This is a genomic window from Schumannella sp. GW821-FHT10F01, from assembly GCF_058809295.1.
Genome location: NZ_JBXASM010000006.1, coordinates 104,275 through 125,331, shown reverse-complemented (window position 1 = coordinate 125,331; position 21,057 = coordinate 104,275). Strand labels below are relative to the sequence as shown.

22 protein-coding genes are annotated in these 21,057 nt (G+C 73.9%); 13 read left to right on the top strand and 9 right to left on the bottom strand.

From position 1 onward, the window contains the following. The first annotated feature begins 73 nt into the window (after positions 1 to 73). The gene (locus AC1RSJ_RS08960) at positions 74 to 1,219 is read left to right on the top strand and encodes an LLM class flavin-dependent oxidoreductase (RefSeq protein WP_493118104.1); all 1,146 of its coding nucleotides are present in this window, start codon (positions 74 to 76) and stop codon (positions 1,217 to 1,219) included. Beyond that, the gene (locus tag AC1RSJ_RS08955) at positions 1,216 to 1,827 is read left to right on the top strand and encodes a CE1759 family FMN reductase (RefSeq protein WP_493118015.1); all 612 of its coding nucleotides are present in this window, start codon (positions 1,216 to 1,218) and stop codon (positions 1,825 to 1,827) included. Before AC1RSJ_RS08960 ends, AC1RSJ_RS08955 begins: the two co-directional genes overlap by 4 nt. A 4-nt stretch (positions 1,828 to 1,831) precedes the next feature. Here AC1RSJ_RS08955 and AC1RSJ_RS08950 read toward each other — a convergent pair whose 3' ends face one another. Next, on the bottom strand, positions 1,832 to 2,452 hold the full coding sequence (locus AC1RSJ_RS08950; protein WP_493118014.1) for a DedA family protein: 621 nt from the start codon (positions 2,450 to 2,452) through the stop codon (positions 1,832 to 1,834). Between the two features lie 175 nt (positions 2,453 to 2,627). Here AC1RSJ_RS08950 and AC1RSJ_RS08945 point away from each other — a divergent pair, with 175 nt between their 5' ends. From AC1RSJ_RS08945 to AC1RSJ_RS08935, 3 genes are all read left to right on the top strand, one after another. After that, the gene (locus tag AC1RSJ_RS08945; protein WP_493118013.1) at positions 2,628 to 4,559 is read left to right on the top strand and encodes a GDSL-type esterase/lipase family protein; all 1,932 of its coding nucleotides are present in this window, start codon (positions 2,628 to 2,630) and stop codon (positions 4,557 to 4,559) included. Between the two features lie 35 nt (positions 4,560 to 4,594). Beyond that, entirely contained in the window at positions 4,595 to 5,932 is a 1,338-nt protein-coding gene (locus AC1RSJ_RS08940; RefSeq protein WP_493118012.1) for a UDP-glucose dehydrogenase family protein, read from the top strand. A 264-nt stretch (positions 5,933 to 6,196) separates the two neighbouring features. After that, on the top strand, positions 6,197 to 8,476 hold the full coding sequence (locus AC1RSJ_RS08935; RefSeq protein WP_493118011.1) for a polyribonucleotide nucleotidyltransferase: 2,280 nt from the start codon (positions 6,197 to 6,199) through the stop codon (positions 8,474 to 8,476). 106 nt (positions 8,477 to 8,582) lie between these two features. On the opposite strand, the gene AC1RSJ_RS08930 is transcribed toward AC1RSJ_RS08935, so the two are convergent. Next, a complete protein-coding gene (locus tag AC1RSJ_RS08930; protein WP_493118010.1) occupies positions 8,583 to 9,110 on the bottom strand; it encodes a YbhB/YbcL family Raf kinase inhibitor-like protein in 528 nt (175 codons plus the stop codon). A gap of 228 nt (positions 9,111 to 9,338) precedes the next feature. Between AC1RSJ_RS08930 and AC1RSJ_RS08925 the strand changes: the two genes are divergently transcribed. Continuing rightward, positions 9,339 to 10,349: an aldo/keto reductase gene (locus tag AC1RSJ_RS08925; protein ID WP_493118009.1), complete on the top strand. Its 1,011-nt coding sequence runs from the start codon at positions 9,339 to 9,341 to the stop codon at positions 10,347 to 10,349. Between the two features lie 36 nt (positions 10,350 to 10,385). Here AC1RSJ_RS08925 and AC1RSJ_RS08920 read toward each other — a convergent pair whose 3' ends face one another. Continuing rightward, a complete protein-coding gene (locus AC1RSJ_RS08920; protein ID WP_493118008.1) occupies positions 10,386 to 11,600 on the bottom strand; it encodes an MFS transporter in 1,215 nt (404 codons plus the stop codon). A 57-nt stretch (positions 11,601 to 11,657) separates the two neighbouring features. Between AC1RSJ_RS08920 and AC1RSJ_RS08915 the strand changes: the two genes are divergently transcribed. Next, on the top strand, positions 11,658 to 12,122 hold the full coding sequence (locus tag AC1RSJ_RS08915; protein WP_493118007.1) for an ArsR/SmtB family transcription factor: 465 nt from the start codon (positions 11,658 to 11,660) through the stop codon (positions 12,120 to 12,122). On the opposite strand, the gene AC1RSJ_RS08910 is transcribed toward AC1RSJ_RS08915, so the two are convergent. Beyond that, a complete protein-coding gene (locus tag AC1RSJ_RS08910; protein ID WP_493118006.1) occupies positions 12,119 to 12,718 on the bottom strand; it encodes a TetR/AcrR family transcriptional regulator in 600 nt (199 codons plus the stop codon). The two genes, AC1RSJ_RS08915 and AC1RSJ_RS08910, sit on opposite strands and share 4 nt — an antisense overlap. Before the next feature lie 250 nt (positions 12,719 to 12,968). Between AC1RSJ_RS08910 and AC1RSJ_RS08905 the strand changes: the two genes are divergently transcribed. Both AC1RSJ_RS08905 and AC1RSJ_RS08900 read left to right on the top strand, forming a co-directional pair. Then, positions 12,969 to 14,318, top strand: a complete 1,350-nt coding sequence (locus AC1RSJ_RS08905) for a M16 family metallopeptidase (protein WP_493118005.1) — start codon at positions 12,969 to 12,971, stop codon at positions 14,316 to 14,318. Position 14,319: 1 nt separating this feature from the next. Continuing rightward, on the top strand, positions 14,320 to 14,922 hold the full coding sequence (locus AC1RSJ_RS08900) for a histidine phosphatase family protein (RefSeq protein ID WP_493118004.1): 603 nt from the start codon (positions 14,320 to 14,322) through the stop codon (positions 14,920 to 14,922). Positions 14,923 to 14,956: 34 nt separating this feature from the next. Here AC1RSJ_RS08900 and AC1RSJ_RS08895 read toward each other — a convergent pair whose 3' ends face one another. Further along, positions 14,957 to 15,430, bottom strand: a complete 474-nt coding sequence (locus AC1RSJ_RS08895; protein ID WP_493118003.1) for a GNAT family N-acetyltransferase — start codon at positions 15,428 to 15,430, stop codon at positions 14,957 to 14,959. 23 nt (positions 15,431 to 15,453) lie between these two features. On the opposite strand from AC1RSJ_RS08895, the gene dapB reads away from it, so the two are divergent. Then, positions 15,454 to 16,182, top strand: coding sequence for a 4-hydroxy-tetrahydrodipicolinate reductase (gene dapB / locus AC1RSJ_RS08890; protein WP_493118002.1), 729 nt, complete (start codon positions 15,454 to 15,456; stop codon positions 16,180 to 16,182). A gap of 82 nt (positions 16,183 to 16,264) precedes the next feature. Next, positions 16,265 to 16,726 (top strand): tetratricopeptide repeat protein, encoded by a 462-nt coding sequence (locus tag AC1RSJ_RS08885; protein WP_493118001.1) that lies wholly within the window; start codon positions 16,265 to 16,267, stop codon positions 16,724 to 16,726. A gap of 10 nt (positions 16,727 to 16,736) precedes the next feature. On the opposite strand, the gene AC1RSJ_RS08880 is transcribed toward AC1RSJ_RS08885, so the two are convergent. The 4 genes from AC1RSJ_RS08880 to AC1RSJ_RS08865 all read right to left on the bottom strand — a co-directional run bounded on the left by AC1RSJ_RS08880 (position 16,737) and on the right by AC1RSJ_RS08865 (position 19,040). Next, the gene (locus AC1RSJ_RS08880) at positions 16,737 to 17,651 is read right to left on the bottom strand and encodes a TIGR01777 family oxidoreductase (RefSeq protein WP_493118000.1); all 915 of its coding nucleotides are present in this window, start codon (positions 17,649 to 17,651) and stop codon (positions 16,737 to 16,739) included. A gap of 2 nt (positions 17,652 to 17,653) precedes the next feature. Then, positions 17,654 to 18,082, bottom strand: a complete 429-nt coding sequence (locus AC1RSJ_RS08875; protein WP_493117999.1) for an OsmC family peroxiredoxin — start codon at positions 18,080 to 18,082, stop codon at positions 17,654 to 17,656. A 65-nt stretch (positions 18,083 to 18,147) separates the two neighbouring features. Next, the gene (locus AC1RSJ_RS08870; RefSeq protein WP_493117998.1) at positions 18,148 to 18,642 is read right to left on the bottom strand and encodes a DUF4395 domain-containing protein; all 495 of its coding nucleotides are present in this window, start codon (positions 18,640 to 18,642) and stop codon (positions 18,148 to 18,150) included. Next, positions 18,639 to 19,040 (bottom strand): TlpA family protein disulfide reductase, encoded by a 402-nt coding sequence (locus AC1RSJ_RS08865; RefSeq protein ID WP_493117997.1) that lies wholly within the window; start codon positions 19,038 to 19,040, stop codon positions 18,639 to 18,641. Before AC1RSJ_RS08865 ends, AC1RSJ_RS08870 begins: the two co-directional genes overlap by 4 nt. Positions 19,041 to 19,173: 133 nt before the next feature. Between AC1RSJ_RS08865 and thyX the strand changes: the two genes are divergently transcribed. Next, on the top strand, positions 19,174 to 19,914 hold the full coding sequence (thyX, locus tag AC1RSJ_RS08860) for an FAD-dependent thymidylate synthase (RefSeq protein ID WP_493117996.1): 741 nt from the start codon (positions 19,174 to 19,176) through the stop codon (positions 19,912 to 19,914). A gap of 528 nt (positions 19,915 to 20,442) precedes the next feature. Continuing rightward, positions 20,443 to 20,955: an endonuclease domain-containing protein gene (locus AC1RSJ_RS08855; RefSeq protein ID WP_493117995.1), complete on the top strand. Its 513-nt coding sequence runs from the start codon at positions 20,443 to 20,445 to the stop codon at positions 20,953 to 20,955. Positions 20,956 to 21,057: the final 102 nt, after the last annotated feature.

Below are 21,057 nucleotides of genomic sequence, written 5' to 3'. Positions count from 1 at the left end.
GAGGGTCCGGGGCGTTCCGATCCATGCAAACGCATTGACCAGCGGATCGGCACCAAGGAGCGACATGAGCGCGATGCAGTTCGGGATCTTCACCGTGAGCGACATCACGGAGGACCCGACCACCCGGACCACCGTCAGCGAGGCCCAGCGGATCCAGGACACGCTGACTATCGCGCGGCACGCCGAGGAGGTCGGGCTCGACGTCTTCGCGCTCGGCGAGCACCACAACCCGCCGTTCTGGTCGTCGTCGCCGACCACGACGCTCGCGTACCTCGCGGCGCAGACCACGACGCTGCAGCTCACGACGAGCACGACGCTCATCACCACGAACGACCCGGTGAAGATCGCCGAGGACTTCGCGATGCTGCAGCACGTCGCCGGCGGCCGCGTCGACCTCATGCTCGGCCGCGGCAACACCGGCCCGGTGTACCCGTGGTTCGGCAAGGACATCCGCCAGGGCATCCCGCTCGCGATCGAGAACTACGCGCTGCTGCGTCGCCTCTGGGACACCGAGGTCGTCGACTGGCAGGGCCAGTTCCGCACGCCGCTGCAGGGCTTCACCTCGACGCCGCGGCCGCTCGACGGCGTCGCGCCGTTCGTCTGGCACGGCTCCATCCGCAGCCCCGAGATCGCCGAGCAGGCCGCGTACTACGGCGACGGCTTCTTCGCGAACAACATCTTCTGGCCGAAGGAGCACTTCCAGCAGCTCATCGCCTTCTACCGGCAGCGCTTCGAGCACTACGGGCACGGCTCGCAGGCCCAGGCGATCGTCGGCCTCGGCGGCCAGGTCTTCATGCGGAAGGACTCGCAGGCGGCCGTCGACGAGTTCCGCCCGTACTTCGACAGCGCGCCGGTGTACGGCCACGGACCCTCCCTCGAGGACTTCACGGCGCAGACGCCGCTCACGGTCGGCAGCCCGCAGCAGGTCATCGACCGCTACGCCGCGATGCGCGAGCACTTCGGCGACTACCAGCGCCAGCTGTTCCTCGTCGACCACGCCGGCCTCCCGCTGAAGACCGTGCTCGAGCAGCTCGACCTGCTCGGCGGCGAGGTCGTGCCGGTGCTCCGCCGCGAGCTCGAGGCCGGCCGCCCGGCCGAGGTGCCGGACGCACCGACCCACGCCGCGCTCGTGGCGGCGCGGGATGCGGCGGCTGAGAACGCGTCCGCCGCCGACGAGTCCACCGCCGACGCGACGGCCGACGGGGCGGTGGCCCGATGACCGCCCGCACGCTCGTCGCGGTCTCGGCCGGGCTGTCGCAGCCGTCCTCGACCCGCCTGCTCGCCGACCGGCTGCTGGCGGCCGCGGCGGCCGGGCTCTCGGCCGACGGCCCGGTGGAGACCCGGGTGATCGAGCTGCGCGACCTCGCCCACGACATCACCGACCGGCTGCTCACCGGCTTCGCGTCGCCGCGGCTCGCCGAGGCGTTCGCGGCGCTCGAGCGCGCCGACGGCGTGGTCGCGGTCACGCCGATCTTCACCACGAGCTACAGCGGGCTGTTCAAGTCGTTCGTCGACGGGCTCGACGCGACCGCGCTGACCGGGATGCCGGTGCTGCTCGGCGCGACAGGCGGCACCGAGCGCCACTCGCTCGCGATCGACTACGCGCTGCGGCCGCTGTTCGCCTACCTCCGCGCAGAGCCGGTGCCGACCGGGGTCTACGCCGCGTCGTCCGACTGGGGCGGCCCGGACGCGCTCGCCGACCGCATCGACCGCGCGGGGGCTGAGCTCGCCGCGGCCGTGCTCCGCTCGGTGCGCGACAGCGGTCCCCGCGACCCCTTCGCGCTGCCCGCCGGCTTCGACCCCTCCGGCGGCTTCGGCCGGGTCTGACCCCTCATTCCGCAGGGTCGGAATCGGCCGCCGCGTCGACGCGACGCCCCAGCCGGCGCACCAGCGCGTCGACGCCGAACCCGAGCGCGATCGCGACGACCACCGAGCACCCGATCGCGAGCAGCGGACGCGACCCCAGGGCGGCGCCGAAGAGCGCGCCGACGGCCGTGTTGTAGCAGGCCCAGCCCACGCCCGCCGCGGCGCTGAGCGGCAGGAAGCGGCGGTAGGGGAGCCCCGCGGCCCCCGCCGAGAGGTTCACCGCGATCCGCGCGAACGGGATGTAGCGCGCCGTGAACACGAGCACGGCCGGTCGCCGGAGCACCGTGCGCCGCGTCCGCGCGAGCGCCGCGGCGATGCGCCGGCCGCGCTGCCAGCGCCAGCGGTCGACGCCGATCCGCCGGCCGATCCAGAACAGCGCGCTGTCGCCGACGAGCGCACCCGCCGCCGCCACCGGGATGACGAGGCCGAGCGCCGGGTTCCCGGTCGCGGCCGCGAGCGCGCCCAGCGCGACGACGACGGTCTCGCTCGGCAGCACCACGACGAAGGCGTCGGCGACGACGAGCAGGAACAGCCCCGGCAGCAGCCAGGGCGACGAGGCGAGCTCGCGGATCCAGTCCTCGGCCACGGCACCAGGGTCGCCGGAGCCGGTGAACGCCGGATGACGCGGCGGCGACCCGCGGGCGACGCCGGCGACCGGATGGGGACGCGCGGGCGACCATCCGGCGACGGGATGCGGAAGCTCCGGTGATCCGACCCGCGGCGGCGGGCGCCGCGCCGCGCGGGGCGGCACCCTGGGAGCCGTGAGGGTCGCACTGATCGCCGAGTCGTTCCTGCCCCACATGAACGGCGTCACCAATTCGCTGATCCAGGTGCTCCGGCACCTCGAGCGCCAGGGCCACGAGGCCCTCGTGCTCGCCCCCGGTCCTGGCCGCGCGGTGCTCGACACCGCGCGGATGCACGGCGCCGGCTTCACCGGCTACCGGTCGCTGCCGTGGCCCGGCTACCCGCAGGTGCGGATCGCGCTCGCCGCGACGCGCACGCTCACCACCGTGCTCGGCGACTTCCGCCCCGACGTGGTGCACCTCGCGTCGCCGTTCGTGCTCGGCCTGCAGGGTCAGCGCGCGGCGGAGGCGCTCGGCGTGCCGACGGTCGCGGTGTACCAGACCGACATCGCGGGCTACGCCTCGCGCTACGGGGTGCCCGGCGCCGAGGGGATGCTCGAGCGTCACCTGGTGCGGCTGCACAACCGCGCCGACCGCACGCTCGCGCCGTCGAGCGCCGCCATCGCCGGACTCGAGGCGCTCGGGGTCGAGCGGGTGCGGCTGTGGGCGCGCGGCGTCGACGCGGAGCTGTTCCACCCGGACCGCCGCGACGAGGAGCTGCGCCGGCGGCTCGCTCCCGGCGGCGAGGCGATCGTCGGCTACGTCGGCCGCCTGGCGCCCGAGAAGCAGGTCGAGGATCTGGCCGTGCTCAGCGCGATGCCCGGCGTCCGCGTCGTGATCGTCGGCGACGGCCCGAGCCGCCCCGAGCTGGAGCGGCAGCTGCCCGCGGCGCGCTTCCTCGGCTTCCGCAGCGGCGAGGACCTCGCCCGCACGGTCGCGAGCTTCGACCTCTTCGTGCATCCCGGCGAGCACGAGACCTTCTGCCAGACGATCCAGGAGGCGCTCGCCAGCGGGGTGCCCGTGGTCGCCACCGGCAAGGGCGGCCCGCTCGACCTCGTGCGCTCCAGCCGCACCGGCTGGCTCTACCGCCCGGGCGACCTCGGCGACCTGCGCGACCGCGTCGCCGATCTCGCCGGCGACGACGGCAAGCGCCGCGCGTTCGCGGCCGAGGCCCGCGCGTCCGTCGCCGAGCGCACCTGGGAGCGGCTCGGCGACGAGCTGCTCGACCACTACGACGACGTGCGCGTCACCCGCGGCATCGCGGTGCCCGGCCGGGCTCGCGAGCAGCGGTGGGCGCGATACGTCGCCCTCGGCGACTCGCTCACCGAGGGGCTGTGCGACGCCTCGCGCCAGGCCGCCGGGCAGTGGCGCGGCTGGGCGGACCGGCTCGCGATGCTGCTCGCGAGCGGCGACTCCGGCCGCGGCCTCGACTACGCGAACCTCGCCGTGCGCAGCAAGCGCATCGGCGAGATCGTCGGCGAGCAGCTGCCGCGGGCGCTCGAGCTGCGTGCCGACCTCGTGACGGTGCTCGGCGGCGCGAACGACCTCGTGCGGCTCCGCGCCGATCCGGAGCGGCTCGCCGCCGAGCTCGGCGACGGCATCCGGCGGCTCCGGGAGGGCGGCAGCGACGTGCTCGTCGTCGGGGTCTTCATCCCGCCGTACCGCGGACTCGCCCCGCTCCGCGCCCGCGTGCGCCGCTTCAACCGCGCGCTGGCCGCGCAGTGCGCCGAGCACGGCGCGGTCTTCCTCGACGTGCTCGGGGCACCGGAGCTCGCCGACGTCCGGGCCTTCGCCGACGACCGCGTGCACCTCAGCTCGATGGGGCATCGGGCGCTCTGCTACCGCGCCGCAGCGGCCCTCGGCATCCCCGGCGCGGGTCTGCTCGGCGCCCTCGATGCGGCCGTGCACGACGACGAGGATGCGACTCCCGGAGAATGGCTCACCACGCTACGCTGGCTCCGCCAGCACGCGATGCCATGGGCGGGGCGCCGGGTGCGGGGGCGGCGGGCCGGTGACGGGCTGCCGGCCAAGCACACCTCCGCAGTGCGCGTCAGCCCTGTGGAGGCCTGACGGTCCTCGCGGGGACCCCGCGAGAAGGAGACCCCATGCGGATCTCGGTCATCGGCTGCGGCTACCTCGGTGCGGTCCACGCCGCCGGCATGGCGGCCTCCGGGCACGACGTGGTCGGCATCGACGTCGACCCCGGCAAGGTGGAGCTGCTCTCGGGCGGCGTCGCGCCGTTCCACGAGCCGGACTTCGAGCCGATCCTGCAGGCGGGCATCGCGTCCGGCCGGCTGCGGTTCTCGACCGACTTCGCCGACGCCGCCGACGCGGAGCTCCACTTCCTCGCCGTCGGCACCCCGCAGCGGCGGGGGAGCGACGAGGCCGACCTCAGCTACCTCGAGTCCGCGGTCGACGCGCTCGCGCCGCACCTCGCGCCCGGCTCCGTGATCGCGGGCAAGTCGACCGTGCCCGTCGGCACCGCCGAGCGCCTCCGGCTGCGCATCCCCGTCGCGGTCGCGCTCGCCTGGAACCCCGAGTTCCTGCGCGAGGGCCACGCCGTCGACGACACCCTCCGCCCCGACCGGATCGTCTACGGCCTCCCGAAGGACCCGGACGACGCCCACCGCGCCGCCCTCGCCCTCGACACCGCGTACGCCGCGCAGCTCGAGGCCGGCGTGCCGCGCATCGCCGCCGACCTCGCCACCGCCGAGCTCGTCAAGGCGAGCGCCAACGCGTTCCTCGCCATGAAGATCTCGTTCATCAACGCCGTCGCCGACGTCTGCGCTGCCGCGGGAGCCGACATCGAGACCCTCGCCGATGCGCTCGGTCACGACGACCGCATCGGACGCCGCTTCCTCGGCGCCGGCCTCGGCTTCGGCGGTGGCTGCCTGCCGAAGGACATCCGGGCCTACGCCGCCCGCGCCGGCGAGCTCGGCGCGGACGGCCTCACCGCGCTGCTGCGCGACGTCGACACGATCAACATCGCCCGTCGCCACCGCGCGGTCGACCTGCTGCGCTCGATGCTCGGCGGCGAGCTCGCCGGGCAGCGGATCGCGGTGCTCGGCCTCGCGTTCAAGCCGGACTCCGACGACCTCCGCGATTCGCCCGCGCTCTCGGTGGCCGCGGAGCTGACGCAGCTCGGCGCCGACGTGGTCGCGCACGACCCGGCGGCGGGCGAGCGCGCGAAGGCGATGCGCCCCGACCTCCGCATCGTCGACACGGCCGAGGAGGCGGTGACCGACGCGGACGCCGTCGCGATGCTCACCGAGTGGACCGAGTACCGGCAGCTCGATCCGGTCCGGGTCGCCGAGCTGGCGCGCGGCCGAGTCGTGCTCGACGCGCGCAACCGGCTCGACCGGGTCGCCTGGCGCGCCGCCGGCTGGGACTACCGCGGCCTCGGCCGCGACGAGCTGCCGCCGGTCGCCGCGGACGGCGTGTAGGCGCCCGGCGAGTCCTCCCCGGACCCGGCTGAGGGCCTCCTGCTAGACTCGGGATGACCACCGACCGGTGGTCGCCCCTACGGAGCAGGCCGGCACGAAGCTGGTCACCGGTGGTGGTCTCCCGAAACGGTGCCGATCGGCACGCGATTCGGTGCACTTCTACTGTTGGCCAGAACAGCGAGCGGTCCGCGGCCGGATGCCGAGCATCCACCCGCCGTCGTCTTCCTGCCCGCTCCTGCTCCTTGTTCTAGGAGTGTGTGACCTTTGGAAGGTCCCGAGATCAAGTTCGCCGAGGCCGTTCTCGACAACGGCAAGTACGGCACCCGCACCGTCCGCTTCGAGACCGGCCGTCTCGCCCAGCAGTCCCAGGGCGCCGTCGCCGCGTACCTCGACGAGGACACCATGCTGCTCAGCGCCACCAGCGCCGGCAAGCACCCCCGCGACGGCTTCGACTTCTTCCCGCTGACGGTCGACGTCGAGGAGCGCGCGTACGCCGCCGGCAAGATCCCCGGCTCGTTCTTCCGCCGCGAAGGCCGTCCCTCGACCGAGGCGATCCTCGTCTGCCGCCTCATCGACCGCCCGCTGCGCCCGACCTTCGTCGAGGGCCTGCGCAACGAGGTGCAGATCGTCATCACGGTGCTGAGCATCGCGCCCGACGAGTTCTACGACGCCCTGGCGATCAACGCGGCCTCCGCGTCGACCCAGATCTCCGGCCTGCCGTTCTACGGCCCGGTCGGCGGCATCCGCCTCGCGCTGATCGACGACCAGTGGGTCGCGTTCCCGAAGTTCAGCCAGCTGTCGGAGGCCGTGTTCGACCTCACCGTCGCCGGCCGCCTCGTCACCGACAAGGACGGCAACGAGGACGTCGCGATCATGATGGTCGAGGCCGAGGCCACCGAGGGCAGCTGGGAGCTCATCCGCGCCGGCGCCACCAAGCCGGACGAGACCGTCGTCGCGCAGGGCCTCGAGGCGTCGAAGCCGTTCCTCAAGCAGCTCATCAAGGCGCAGCAGTCGCTCGCCGAGCAGTCCGCGAAGGCCATCCAGGAGTTCCCGCTCTTCCCGCCGTACCAGCAGGACGTGTACGACGCCGTCGCCGGCTTCGCCTACGACGAGCTGAAGCCGATCTACCAGATCGCCGACAAGGTCGAGCGCCAGAACGCCGACGACGCCCTCAAGGACCGCGTCAAGGCGCACATCGCCGCCGAGGTCGCCGAGGGCCGTCTGCCCGAGTCCGCCAACGGCGAGGTCTCCGCGGCCTACAAGTCGGTCTCGAAGAAGATCATGCGCACCCGCGTGCTGACCGAGGGCGTCCGCATCGACGGCCGCGGCCTGACCGACATCCGCGCGCTCGACGCCGAGGTGCAGGTCATCCCGCGCGTCCACGGCTCGGCGATCTTCCAGCGCGGCGAGACCCAGATCCTGGGCGTCACCACGCTGAACATGCTCAAGATGGAGCAGCAGATCGACTCGCTGGCCCCGGTCACGAAGAAGCGCTACCTGCACCACTACAACTTCCCGCCGTACTCGACCGGCGAGACCGGCCGCGTCGGCTCGCCGAAGCGCCGCGAGATCGGGCACGGCTTCCTGGCCGAGCGCGCGCTCGTGCCGGTGCTGCCGCCGCGCGAGGAGTTCCCCTACGCGATCCGCCAGGTGTCCGAGGCGCTCGGCTCCAACGGCTCGACGTCGATGGGCTCCGTCTGCGCCTCGACCCTGTCGCTGCTCAACGCCGGTGTGCCGCTGCGCGCCCCGGTCGCCGGCATCGCCATGGGCCTCATCTCGGACGAGGTCGACGGCGAGACCCGCTACGCGGCCCTCACCGACATCCTCGGTGCGGAGGACGCGCTCGGCGACATGGACTTCAAGGTCGCCGGCACCAGCGAGTTCGTCACCGCGATCCAGCTCGACACCAAGCTGGCGGGTCTCCCGTCGTCGGTGCTCGACGGTGCGCTGAAGCAGGCGAAGGAGGCCCGCACGGTCATCCTCTCGGTGCTGAACCAGGCGATCGACGGCCCGGACGAGATGGCGCCGACCGCCCCGCGCGTGATCAGCGTGCAGATCCCGGTCGACAAGATCGGCGAGCTGATCGGCCCCAAGGGCAAGACGATCAACGGCATCCAGGACGAGACCGGCGCCGACATCTCCATCGAGGAGGACGGCACCGTCTACATCGGCGCCGTCGACGGCCCGTCGGCCGAGGCCGCGCGCGCCCAGGTGCTCGCGATCGGCAACCCGGTCAACCCGGAGGTCGGGGAGCGCTTCCTCGGCACGGTCGTGAAGATCGCGTCGTTCGGCGCGTTCGTCTCGCTCCTCCCGGGCAAGGACGGCCTGCTGCACATCTCCGAGGTGCGCAAGCTCGCGGGCGGCAAGCGCGTCGAGAACGTCGAGGACGTGCTCAGCGTCGGCCAGAAGATCCAGGTCGAGATCACCAAGATGGACGACCGCGGCAAGCTGTCGCTCGCCCCGGTGGTCGAGGACACCGAGGGCGGCGACACCGAGTCGTCCGCCGCGGCCGCCGACGGCCCGGAGGCTCCGGCCGAGGGCTGATCGGCCCATCGGGCGGCTGAGCCCGGCGAAGCCCCCGACGAGACCACGAGAGGCCCGTCCCGCTGCTGCGGGGCGGGCCTCTCGCCGTCTCGGGCTCGCGCTCGGGCTACGGCGTCTCGGTGGTCGCGGTCAACTGGGCGCGGCCGAGCACGTGGCCGAGCATCGAGAAGCCGACCACCGCGGGCGTCGCGCCCGCATCCACCTCGAGCCGGTCGACGTCGAGCGCCGTGACCGTGAACACGTAGCGGTGCGGTCCGTGGCCCGACGGCGGCGCGGCGCCGAGGAAGCGCTCGAGGCCGATCTCGTTGCGCCAGGCGCGGGCGCCGTCGGGCAGCAGCCCGGCATCCGGGTTCCCGGCGTCGGCCGGCAGCGAGTCGGTGCCGGCCGGCAGGTCGATCACGGCCCAGTGCCAGAAGCCGCTGCCGGTCGGGGCGTCGGGGTCGTAGCAGGTGAGCACGAGGCTCTTCGTGCCCTCGGGCACGTCGCTCCACTCGAGGGCGGGCGAGCGGTCCTCGCCGCCGGCGCCCATGATGCCCGAGCGCGCCCAGGTCGGCAGCTCGCCGCCGTCGGCGACATCAGGGCTCGACAGCGGGAACCGCGGCACCTCGGGGAGTCTCCAGTTCGGGTCGTTCATGCGTGTCCTTCCTGTCGTGGCGTGGCCGCGGAAACGGCCGGGTCGTCGCCAGGCTAGGACGCCGGGATGGACGGCCTCCGGGCTGTCCCGGAACTCCCTGCCGCCGTTCGGTAACGATTCGGCCGTGCGCCGCGCGGCGCCCCGGGCGCTGGGCTAGCCTGCCTCGAAAGCCGGTGCGGGCGGGCGGACCCAGCCGCTCGACGGACGCTCCGGCAGGGGAGCGGACACGTGAGCGAGAGCGGCGGCGCAGCGGCCGGCTCCGTCGTGCGTCCCACCACGGCCGAGACCGCGGCGATCGTCGGCGGCGAGCCGATCCGGCGGCGCCGGCTCGGCGAATCCGACCTCGACGTCTTCCCGCTCGCGCTGAGCGGCAACGTGTTCGGCTGGACGGCCGGCGGCCGCGCCACGACCGCCGTGCTCGACGCCTACCGCGAGCTCGGCGGCAACTTCGTCGACACCGCCGACGCCTACGCGGGCGGCCGCAGCGAGGTGATGATCGGCCAGTGGATGGCCGAGCGCCGCGTGCGCGACGACATGGTCGTGGCGACGAAGATCGGCAAGGGGCCGGACCACCAGGGTCTGTCGGCGAGCGCGATCCGCTCCGCCGTCGAGGACAGCCTCGGGCGCCTCCAGACGGACCGGATCGACCTGCTCTACCTCCACGTCGACGATCCGGAGGTGGAGTTCGACGAGACGCTGCTGGCGGTCGACGAGCTGATCCGGGCCGGCAAGGTGCGCTGGTTCGGCGGATCGGACCACACCGGCGAGCGGCTGTTCCTCGCCCGCATCGCCTGCGCCCACCTCGGCGTCGCGCCGATGGTCGCGCTGCAGAACCGCTACAGCCTCGTGCACCGGGCGGAGTACGAGTCGGGTCTGGCCGCCGTGGCCGAGCGCCAGGCGCTCGCCGTCATGCCGCGCTTCGCGCTGGCGGGCGGATTCCTCAGCGGCAAGTACCGCTCCCGGGCCGAGCTCGCCAGGGCAGCCCGCGGGCGCGAGGTCGCCCGCTACGCCACGAGGCAGGGCATGCGCGTGCTCGCAGCGCTCGACGAGGTGGCGGAGGCGCACGGCGTCACGCCGGCCGCCATCGCGCTGGCCTGGCTGCTCGCCCGTCCGCTCGTCGTGGCGCCGGTCGTGTCCGCGACGGCGCCGGAGCAGGTCGTCGACCTCATGGCGGCGCCGCGCGTGCGGCTCAGCCGTCAGCAGCTGGACCGGCTCGACCGCGCCAGCGCCGGGCTCTGATCGGCGCGTCCGGCTCGTCCCGGCGATCGGTCCGGCTCAGTCGAGCGCGCCGTCGGCCGGCACGGGGGAGGCGACGGCGCCGACGGTACGGCGCCGAGCGAACCCGGCCAGGAACGCGGCGAGCGCCAGCGCGACGGCCACGGCGCCGGTGAGGGCGAGCGCCGTCCCGCCGCCGGCCGAGGCCGCGGCGCCGCCCGCCAGCGGGGCGACGGCGATGCCGAGGTACATCGCGGTCGAGTACCAGGAGAGCGCCATCGCGGCGGTCTCCGGATCGACGGCGACGAGGCGGTGCTGCACCGGCACGGCCGCGGCGAACGCGACGACGCCCCACAGGGCGAACAGCAGCGCGAGCGCCGCGAACGACGGCTCGGCGAGCGGCAGCAGCGCGAGCACCACGGCCTGCCCGCCGAGGGCGATGCCGCCGAGCGCGCGGCTGCCGAGTCGGTCGGTCAGCGGCCCGGCGACGGCGTTGCCGACGACGCCCGCGACGCCGTAGGCGAGCAGCAGCGCGGCGAGCAGCGTCGGGTCGCCGCCGGTGGCGGCACTCGCGACGGTCGAGCTGAAGATGTAGACGATGTTGAACCCCGCGATCATGAGCAGGGTGGCGCCGAGCGGCGCGAGCACGCGCGGGTTGCGCAGCGGCGCCAGCCGCCGGCGCAGCGGCACGAGCGACGGCAGCGGCACGGTCACGGCGGCCGCGAGCAGCACGGTGAGCAGCGCGCCGGCGCCGACGATGATGAGGATCGGCACCCGCCAGCCGGCCGCGCCGCCGAGGGCGGTGCCGAACGGCGCGCCGACGGCCGTGGCGAGCGTGAACCCCGCCCCGACGAGCGCGAGCGCCCGGCCGCGGCGCGCGGGCGGCACGAGCGCCGCGGCCGCGGCGGTGGCGGTGGGTACGAGCGCGGCGCCGCCGAAGCCGGAGACGATGCGTCCGAGGTCGAAGACCGCGACATCCGGTGCCGCCGCGGCGATCGCGGTGCCGGCCGTGAACACGGCCAGTCCGCCGGCCAGGAGCAGCTTGCGCGGCACCCGCGCCAGCAGGATCGCGACGAGCGGGGAGGCGAGGGCGACGACGAGCGAATACCAGGTGATGGCGAGGCTGACCTGCGACGAGGGCACGCCGAGGTCCGCAGCCATCTGCGGCAGGAGCCCGGCGATCACGAAGGCGTTGGTGCCGACCACGAACATCGCGGCGGCGAGGATCAGGAGACGTCCGGTGGCCCGGGGGTACGATGGTTCGACGGTCGTCATACGATCACGCTAGCACTTTGTTCGATAAACGTCGAACAAATGGGAGGAGTTGCGCCGATGAGCGCCGAGTACCCGTCGCCCGATATGGCCGACGTGGAGCTGGTGGACGTGCTCCGCGCCCTGGCCGATCCGGTGCGGCTGCAGATCCTGCAGCGCCTCGGCGACGGTGCGCCGTGCCCGAAGAACGAGACGTTCTGGGATCTCGACGTGCAGAAGTCGACGCTCTCGCACCACTTCAAGACGCTGCGGGAGTCGGGGCTCACGCGCACCGCCGTCAGCGGACGCACCCACACCATCCAGCTGCGCCGGGCGGAGCTCGAGGAGCGGTTCCCCGGGCTCATCGACTCGGTGCTGGGGGAGTCGGAGCGTGGGGAGTCGGCGCCGCCGCCGGCCGCACGCGGCGATGCGGCGGAGGGGATCCCGGCGGCGGCAGCCGGTTCTGCGGCTTCGGGTGCCGCAGGTGCCGCGGGTTCGGGTCCCGCGGAGTCGAGCGCCCGCCAGGCGGGCGGGATGCCCGCCTAGGCGGCGAGCAGCCGGTCGAGCACGCGCCCGAGGGCGGCCTTCGCCGCGATCGGGTCGCCGGCGTAGGCGCCGCTCAGCGCGCCGTCGCGGGCGAGCACGAGCTCGTCGGCGGCGTCGCCCGGGAGCGGGTGGCCCACGTCGCGCAGCGCGCTCTCGAGCGTGTCGGCGAGCCACTCGCGGTGCTCGCGCACGGCGTTGCGCACGGGGTGCGTCGGGTCAGGGAACTCGGCGGCCGCGTTGAGGAACGCGTCGCCGCGGAACCCGTCCGCGTCGATGTCGGAGACGGCGTCGTCGATCACGCCGCGGAGCAGGTCCTCGGCGGCGCCGCGGGCCTCCACGCGCTCGGCGGTGCGGCGGTGGCGGTAGGCGACGTAGTCGCTGATCAGCCGGTCCTTCGAGCCGTAGTGCTTGTAGAACGTGGCCTTCGTCACCTTCGACTCGCTGATGAGGCGGTCGATGCCGACGCTGCGGATGCCCTCCAGGGTGAAGAGCGCGTCGGCCGTCTCCAGGATGCGGAGCTTGGCGGGTGCCATCGGTCGGGTGGTCGGGACGCGGGCGGGTGCAGGGGCCGCCGCGGCGCGGAGCGCGTCGCTCACGGTGTCTCCTCGGGTTTCGGGTTCGGGTACGCCGACGGAGACGGGGCCGCCCACCTCGACCGGTTCGGGACCGGCGTACCGCGGACTTCAGTTGGGGACGAGCCCGCGTCGCCTCGGTCGAGGTGTCTGTGACGGCCCCGGAGCTCCGCGGCCTGAGATGAATCTACAGCATTGCGGACAGACAGAGTGGTCTGTCTGTCCGCATGTCGGGCCCCAGTTCGGGGGAACCCGGTGCCGTAGGCTTCCCTCGATGAACGGACCGGTCGCCCTCCCGCTCGATCTCCCGGAGCTGCACGCCCCGGTCTCCGGAGGGGCGGAGCTCCGGCGCACCGTCCTCCCGAGCGGCGTCCGCGTGCTCAGCGAGCGGGTTCCCGGCGCCCAGAGCGCCACCGTCGGCTTCTGGGTCGCGGTGGGCTCCCGCGACGAGCACGACGGCGTCTACGGGGCCACGCACTTCCTGGAGCACCTGCTCTTCAAGGGCACCGCGAGGCGCACCGCGCTCGACATCGCCGTGGCCTTCGACTCGGTCGGCGGCGAGCACAACGCGCTCACCGCGAAAGAGCACACGTGCTACTACGCGAAGGTGCGTGACCAGGACCTCGAGATGGCCGTCAGCGTGCTCGCGGACATGTTCACCTCCTCGGTGATCGACCGCGACGAGTTCGAGAGCGAGCGCGGCGTCATCCTCGAGGAGCTCGCCATGGCCGACGACGACCCGGGCGACGTCGTCAACGAGCGCTTCTTCGAGGCGGTCTTCGGCGATCATCCGCTCGGCCGTCCGATCGGCGGCAGCCCGGACTCGATCGCGGCGGTCGGCCGCGACGCCGTCGTCGCGCACTACGGGCGCAACTACCGGCCGCGCGACCTCGTCATCACGGTCGCCGGCGCCGTGGACCACGACCTCCTGCTCGCCTGGGTCGGCCGCGCGCTCGCCGACGCCGGATGGGACCCCGCCGCGGCCGCCGACCCGGTCGCGCGCCGCAGCCCCCTCGCCGAGCCGGTGCGCCGGGGGAGCGCGCTCGCCGTCGTCGACCGCGACCTCGAGCAGGTGAACCTGCTGCTCGGCACGGCCGGCTGGTCGGCCACCGACGACCGGCGCCCCGCCCTCAGCGTGCTCAACTCCGTGCTCGGCGGCGGCATGTCGTCGCGGCTGTTCCAGGAGATCCGCGAGAAGCGCGGCCTGGCCTACTCGGTCTACTCGTTCGCCTCCGGCTACTCCGACGCGGGGCTGTTCGGCATGTACGCGGGCTGCTCCCCGCAGCGCGCGGGCGTCGTCGCCGAGCTCATGCTCGGCGAGCTGCGGCGGCTCGCCGAGGAGCCGGTCGGCGCGGAGGAGCTCGGCCGCGCCCGCGGCCAGATCGGCGGCGCCTCCGCCCTCGCGCTCGAGGACTCCGACACCCGGATGTCGCGGCTGGGCCGCTCCGAGCTGACGACCGGCGAGTTCGTCGACCTCGACGAGACGATCCGGCGCATCGACGCCGTCACCGCCACCGACGTCCGCTCGCTCGCGGCGGAGCTGGCGGCGCGTCCGCTCAGCATCGCCGCCGTCGGCTCGATGGATCCCGGCGACCTGCCGGTCGACGAGCTGCCGGCGGCCTGAGATGTCGCGCTTCCTCTACCTGGTGCGGCACGGCGAGCAGCGGGACGCCGAGCACGGCCTGCCCGACGGCCCGCTGAGCTCTCGCGGCGTGCGCCAGGCGCGCGCCATCGCCGAGCGGCTCGGCGGCGTGCCGTTCGACGCCGCCTGGACCTCCCCGCTCGAGCGCGCCCAGCAGACCGCGCAGATCATGACCGAGCGGATGCCGGCGCTCGAGGCGAAGCCGTCCGCCCTGCTGATGGACTGCATCCCGACCGGTCCGACGCCGGACATGCCGCACTCGTTCGAGTCGTTCTTCGGCGGCGTGACCGAGGAGCAGATCGAGGCCGGCCAGGCGCAGATGGCGGATGCGGTGGCCGAGTGGTTCTCGCCGACCCGCGACGACACCCACGAGCTGCTGATCACCCACAACTTCGTGATCGCCTGGTTCGTGCGCGAGGCGTTCGGCGCGGCGGACTGGCGCTGGATGGGCGTCGGCCAGGCGAACTGCGGGCTCACCATCATCCGCATCCGCTCGGCGAAGCCGCCCGTGCTGCTGACGCACAACGACCTCGGCCACCTGCCGGTCGAGCTGCGGACCGGCCTGGCGGTCGAGCAGCCCTACTGAGTCGCCCTCGGATGGCTGAGCCTGTCGAAGCCCGCTACAGCGCCTTCCGGTACCAGTCGGTCGCGTTCGGGTTGTCGTTGTAGGCCGGGATCGGCGTGAAGCCGAGCCGCGCGTAGAGCGCGCCGGCTGACTCGAGCACCCGGTTCGTGTCGAGCACGAGCTCCGTGCCGCCGAGGTCGCGGGCGTGCCGCTCGAGCTCCTCCATCAGGGCGCGGCCCGATCCGCCGCCGCGCGAGCCCGGCTCGACCCAGACGTGCTTCACCTCGAAGCGGCGCGCGCCGGGCGCGGGGTCGGGCAGCCGCCGGATGCCGCCGACACCGCTCGGCACGCCGTCGAGCTCGAGCACCAGGAACACGCCGTCGTCGAACACCGACGCCGCGGGGCGTGCCGGGCGGTAGACCCCCTGCGCCGGCGGGAACGAGGCGGCACGCTCCGCGAAGTACCGCTCGAGCAGCCCGAGCGCGGGCGGCTCGTCGGCCGCGACCTCGCGGAAGTCCCGGGACACCATGCCCCGAGCCTAGGCTGGGCACCATGGTTCTCAGGGTCGCCGTCGTCGGCGCGACGGGCAGGATGGGGCGGCTCGCAACCGGGCTGATCGAGCGCGAGGACGACCTCGAGCTGGCGGCGGGGCTCGGCTCCGCCGATCCGCTCGACCGGATCGCCGGCGCCGACGCCGTGATCGACCTCACCGTGCCCTCGTCCTCCCCGGCGATCGTCGACGGTGCGCTCGACCGCGGCATCCCGGTGCTGGTGGGCACGTCCGGCTGGTCGGCCGAGCGGCTCGCCGTGCTGCGCCGGCGCCTCGAGGCGCTGCCGTCGCTCGGCGCGATCGTCGTGCCGAACTTCTCCATCGGCTCGGTGCTCGCCACCCGCTTCGCGGCCCTCGCCGCACCGCACTTCGGCTCGGTCGAGATCGTGGAGGCGCATCACGCCGGCAAGGTCGACTCCCCCTCGGGCACCGCCGTCCGCACCGCCGAGCTCATGGCCGCCGCGCGCGCCCGGCTCGGCCCGGTCGACGCCCCGCACGCGGATCAGCGCGCCCGAGGACAGCAGGTCGCCTCGATCCCGATCCACAGCCTCCGACTCCGCGGCGTGCAGGCGCAGCAGGAAGTCGTCTTCGGCGGCGAGGGCGAGCTGCTCACCCTGCGCCACGAGACGATCTCGAACGCGTCCTACGAGAAGGGCATCCTGCTCGCGCTGCGCGCCCTGCCGGCGACCCGCGGCCTCGTCGTGGGCCTCGACTCGCTCCTCGGCCTGTGATCAGGACCGACGCCGGGACCGGGACCGCTGCCGGGCCCGACCCCGACGCCGGGCCCGTCCCCGAGCCCGTCCCCGGGGCGCGATGAGCGGCCGCACCCGCGCGGCGGCGCTCGTCATGAGCGCCCTGCTGCTGCTCTACCTGGTGTTCGCGATCTGGTATGCCGTGGTGCTGCTCCGCGTCGGCGAGCCGATCGCCACCGGCATGGGCATCGCGCTCATCGTGCTGCCGCTGGTCGGGCTCTGGGCGCTCGCCGCGGAGCTGCTCTTCGCCGTCCGGGCCGAGCGGCTGGCCGAGCGGCTCGAGCGCGAGGGCGGCGTGCCCGCCGAGGAGCTGCCGGTCGAGGCGAGCGGACGCATCGAGCGGGCGGCGGCCGACGCCGCGTTTCCGCGCTACCGGGAGGCCGTCGAGGCCGCGCCGGAGGACTGGCGGGCGTGGTTCCGGCTCGCGCTCGCGTACGACGCCGCCGGTGACCGGCGCCGCGCGCGCTGGGCGACGCGGAGCGCCATCCGGCTGTCGCGGGCTGCGGGTCCGTCCGACGGCTGATCGACCGGGGTCAGGACCCGCCGGTCAGGGCTGCCGAGATCGCCGCCTCCGCCGTCTCGTGCCGCCAGACGAAGCCGTCCGCCTCGAGCCGGGTCGGCAGCACGGTGGCGCTGTCGAGCAGCAGACGGCGGCCCGCCTCCCCGAGCACGCCGATCACCGGCTCCGGGACGGTGAACAGGTAGGGGCGGTGCATGAGCCGCGCGAACTCGTGGGTGATCCGGTCGCTCGTGGCCGGGGTCGGCCCGGCGAGGTTGACCGGTCCGCTGAGCCGCGAGCGGAGCAGGTGCACGATCGCCCCGACCTCGTCGTGCAGCGAGATCCACGGCCACACCTGGCCGCCGGTGCCCATCCGCGCCCCGAGTCCGACCGCCGTCAGCGAGCGGACCGGCGCGAGCCCGCCGCCCTTCGGCGCGACGACCACGGCGGTGCGCAGGTGCACGACCCGCGTGCGTTTCGGCGCCAGTCGTGCGGCCGCCTCCCAGTCCTCGACCAGTCGGGGCAGGAAGCCGGTACCGGCCTCCGACTCCTCGGTCAGGCGCGAGCCGGGGCGGTCGCCGTAGAAGCCCACCGCGGAGGCGCTGAGGAACGTGCGCGGCGGCGACGGCACGCGGCCCATCGCCGCGGCGAGCAGCCGGGTCGGCTCGATCCGGCTGTCCACGAGCGTCTTCCGGTACGACGGCGTCCACGGGATCCGTCCGATCGACGCGCCCGCGAGGTTGATCACCGCGTCCGCGCCGTCGAGCACGCCGTCGTCGAGCACGCCGGCGGCCGGCGCCCAGTTCACCTCGTCGGGAGCGGACGGCGTGCCGCGGACGAGCCGCACCACGTCATCGCCCTCCTCGCGCAGCCGCCGCACGAGCTCGGTGCCGATGAGGCCCGAGCCGCCGGCGACCACCACCCGCAGCGGGGTGCGCCGCCGCGGCACGATCAGGCCAGGCTGGCTTCGAGGGTGATCGGGATGCCCGCGAGCGCCTTCGAGACCGGGCAGCCCGCCTTGGCCTCCTCGGCGAGCCGGGTGAATTCCTCCTGCGACAGGCCCGGGATCTTCGCGCTCACGAGCAGGTGGCTGCCGGTGATGCCGCCCTGCTGGATGTCGAACGTCACCGCGGCGGTGACCTGCAGGCTCTCCGGCGGGGTGCCGTTGCCGGCGAGCGCGTTCGAGAACGCCATCGCGTAGCAGGCGGAGTGCGCGGCGCCGAGGAGCTCCTCGGGCGTCGTCGTCGACGCCTCGCCCTCGGAGCGCGCCTTCCAGTCGACCTTGAACTCGGCGAGGTCGGACGAGTCGAGCGACGTCGTGCCCGATCCGCTCGTCAGATCGCCGAACCAGAGCGTGGTGGCCTCGCTGGTGACTGCCATGGGGGAACTCCTCACGTCGGGGGACCTCCACGCTAGCGCGCCGTGGACGCTCCCGACCGGGGCGGTCAGCGCGCCGTCAGGCTCCGGCGTCCGAGCAGGCCGACCCGCACGAGCAGCACGTAGAGCAGGCAGCCGAGGCAGAGCCCGAACACCGAGTTGAGGAACGCCGCGACGAACGCGAGCCCCGCCGCGACCACGGCCGCCACCGGGCCGAGCACGAGCGCGAGCACGGTGCCGACGAGCGTGATGACGAAGCCGACGCCCTGCGCGAAGGTCGGGGGAGCCGGGTCCTCGAGCTCGGCCGGCGCCGCGAGGCGCGGACGCACGAGCCGCTTGAACAGCGCACCGTACGGATGCCGCGCGATGCCCGCGAACGCGCCCCACGCGAACAGCGCGGTCTGCGCCGCCAGCAGGGCGATGGCGACGATGCCGGCCACCGGGCCGGAGAGCCCGAGTGCGACCACGACGAGGAGGGTGACGCCGGTGATGGCCGCCCCGAACCGCGGACCGCGCGGGTCGATGCCGGGGCGCGCGGCTCCCGCACCGGATGCGGCGGTCACGCGAGCACCGCCGCGAGCTCGGTGCGGAGGGCATCCGGTCGCGGCGCGCCGCCGATCCGCGCACGCACCCGTCCGTCCGGATCGAGCACGAGCGTCGTCGGCGTCTGGAGCACGTGGTGGCGGGCCGCGAGGTCCGGCCGCTCCGCGACATCCACTTCGACGTGCCGGATGCCGTCGACGGCCAGGCCGGACAGGAGCCGGCTCGTCGCCCGGCACGGCGCGCAGTGCTCGCTCGAGAACTGCAGCAGGGTGGCGCGGTCGCCGAGCAGCCCGGCGAACTCGTCGTCGACGGGCGAGCCGGACGCCGTGCGGCGTGCGCGGCCCGTCGTCGCGCGCCAGGCGAGCCCCGTCGCCGTGGCGACGACGAGCAGCGCGAGCACGGCGATGGCGGCGGTCATGGCGGGAAGCTACGCCTCGCGCGCGCCCGCGAGGCCTGTATGACCGGATATGACGAGCGGCGCGGGGCCGGTGGGGCCGCCGGCCGGCTCGTCGCTCCCGGCCGCGTCGCCGGCCGTCGATAGGGTGAAGGCCGTGCCCGCCGACGACGCCCCCGAGATCCAGTTCCGCTCCGACATCGCCGTGGAGCTGGTCCGCTCCAGTGCGAACGACTCCGACGTGCTGTTCGCCGCGCGCGTCTCAACGCAGGGGGAGCAGACGCTCGAGAAGGCGGCATCCGGAGCCGAGGCATCCGACCGCGATCGCGGCCTCATCAACTACCTCATGCGCGACCGCCACGGCTCGCCGTTCGAGCACAACTCGATGACGTTCTACGTGCAGGCGCCGATCTTCGTGTTCCGCGAGTTCATGCGGCACCGGATCGCCTCGTACAACGAGGAGTCCGGCCGGTACCGCGAGATGCGGCCGGTCTTCTACGTGCCCGGTCCGGAGCGCCGCCTCGTGCAGGTCGGCAAGCCCGGCGCCTACTCGTTCGAGGACGGCACCCCGGAGCAGACCGAGCTGGCGGTCGCCGAGGCGCGCGCCGTCTCGACGGAGGCCTACGCCTCGTACCGCCGGATGCTCGACGCCGGCATCGCCCGCGAGGTCGCCCGCATCGTGCTGCCGCTGAACCTGTACTCGTCGATGTACGTGACGATGAACGCGCGCTCGCTCATGAACTTCCTGTCCCTCCGCACGAAGCGCGAGGACTCGCACTTCCCGTCGTTCCCGCAGCGCGAGATCGAGATGGCGGCGGAGCAGATGGAGGACACCTGGAAGGGCCTCATGCCCCTCACCCACGCGGCGTTCGAGGCCAACGGCCGAGTCGCCCCGTAGCGCTCGGGCTCGGGGTCCTGATCCGTTCGGCAGGACTTTCGGCCGCGATCCACCCGATTCCCGGCCGACGGGTCCTGCAGAACGGATCAGTCCTGCGGAACGGATCGGCGGGCGGCTGTGGAGAGCGGGACCTCTGTCCACAGATCGGGTGCGAACCGATCCGGATGACCGTGGCCGGCGCATCCTCGGGATGTGACTGTCCGGAGTGCGCTCGGTCGATTCGGCGGCGTGGCTCGCGCCTCCGAGCTCGCCGCCGTCGGCATCGGACCGGGGCTGCTCCGGATCGCGCATCGCGCCGGCGAGGTTCTCCGCCCGAGGAAGGGGTGGTACGTCGATGCGAGCGCGCCCCCGGCCGTCGTCCGCGCAGTCCGGGTCGGGGGAGCCGTCGCCTGCATCAGTGCGGCGGAGCTGATGGGCATCTGGGTACCGGAGTCGACCGATGAGCGCCTGCACGTAGCCGTGCCCTCCAGTTCCGCTCGGCTGCGTGCACCGCATGATCGACGTGCTCGGCTCGCGTCGGGTGTCCGCGTGCACTGGGTCGCGGCTCCCGTTCGAGCGCTGGAGCCCCTGCCGGCGGTGATCGACCACGTCGCCGCGTGCTTCGGACCGGACGACGCGTTCTCGGTGCTCGAGTCGGCTGTCCACCGCAGGCTGCTGACCGTGGCGGAGGGGAAGCGGATCGCCGCAGCGGTCCCGACCATGCGGAAGGTCGAGCGTCTGGTGTCAGCCGACTCGGAGAGCGGTTCCGAGTCGAGGATGAAGCTGATCCTCGCCGAGCTCGGGCTCCCGTACCGCCAGCAGGTGGAGATCGCCGGCGTCGGCCGGGTCGACTTCCTGCTCGGCTCGGATCTCGTCGTCGAGGTGGACAGCAGGGCCCATCATCCCGATCCGCTCCGCGATCGGCGGCGGGACGCAGCACTGAGCGAGCGCGGCGTCCGCAGCCTCCGGTTCCTCTACTGGCAGGTGATGCATGACGAGGCCTCGGTCCGAGGCGCGCTGATCGGCGCCGTCGTCCGCGGTGACGTGCGGCGGCAGGCATGACCGCCCTCACCGTTCGGCCACCGCCGTTCTGCAGGAGAAATCGGTCGCATTCACATGGCGAACGACCGAGCGGTCCTGCACAACAGGTCGGTCCTGCAGAAC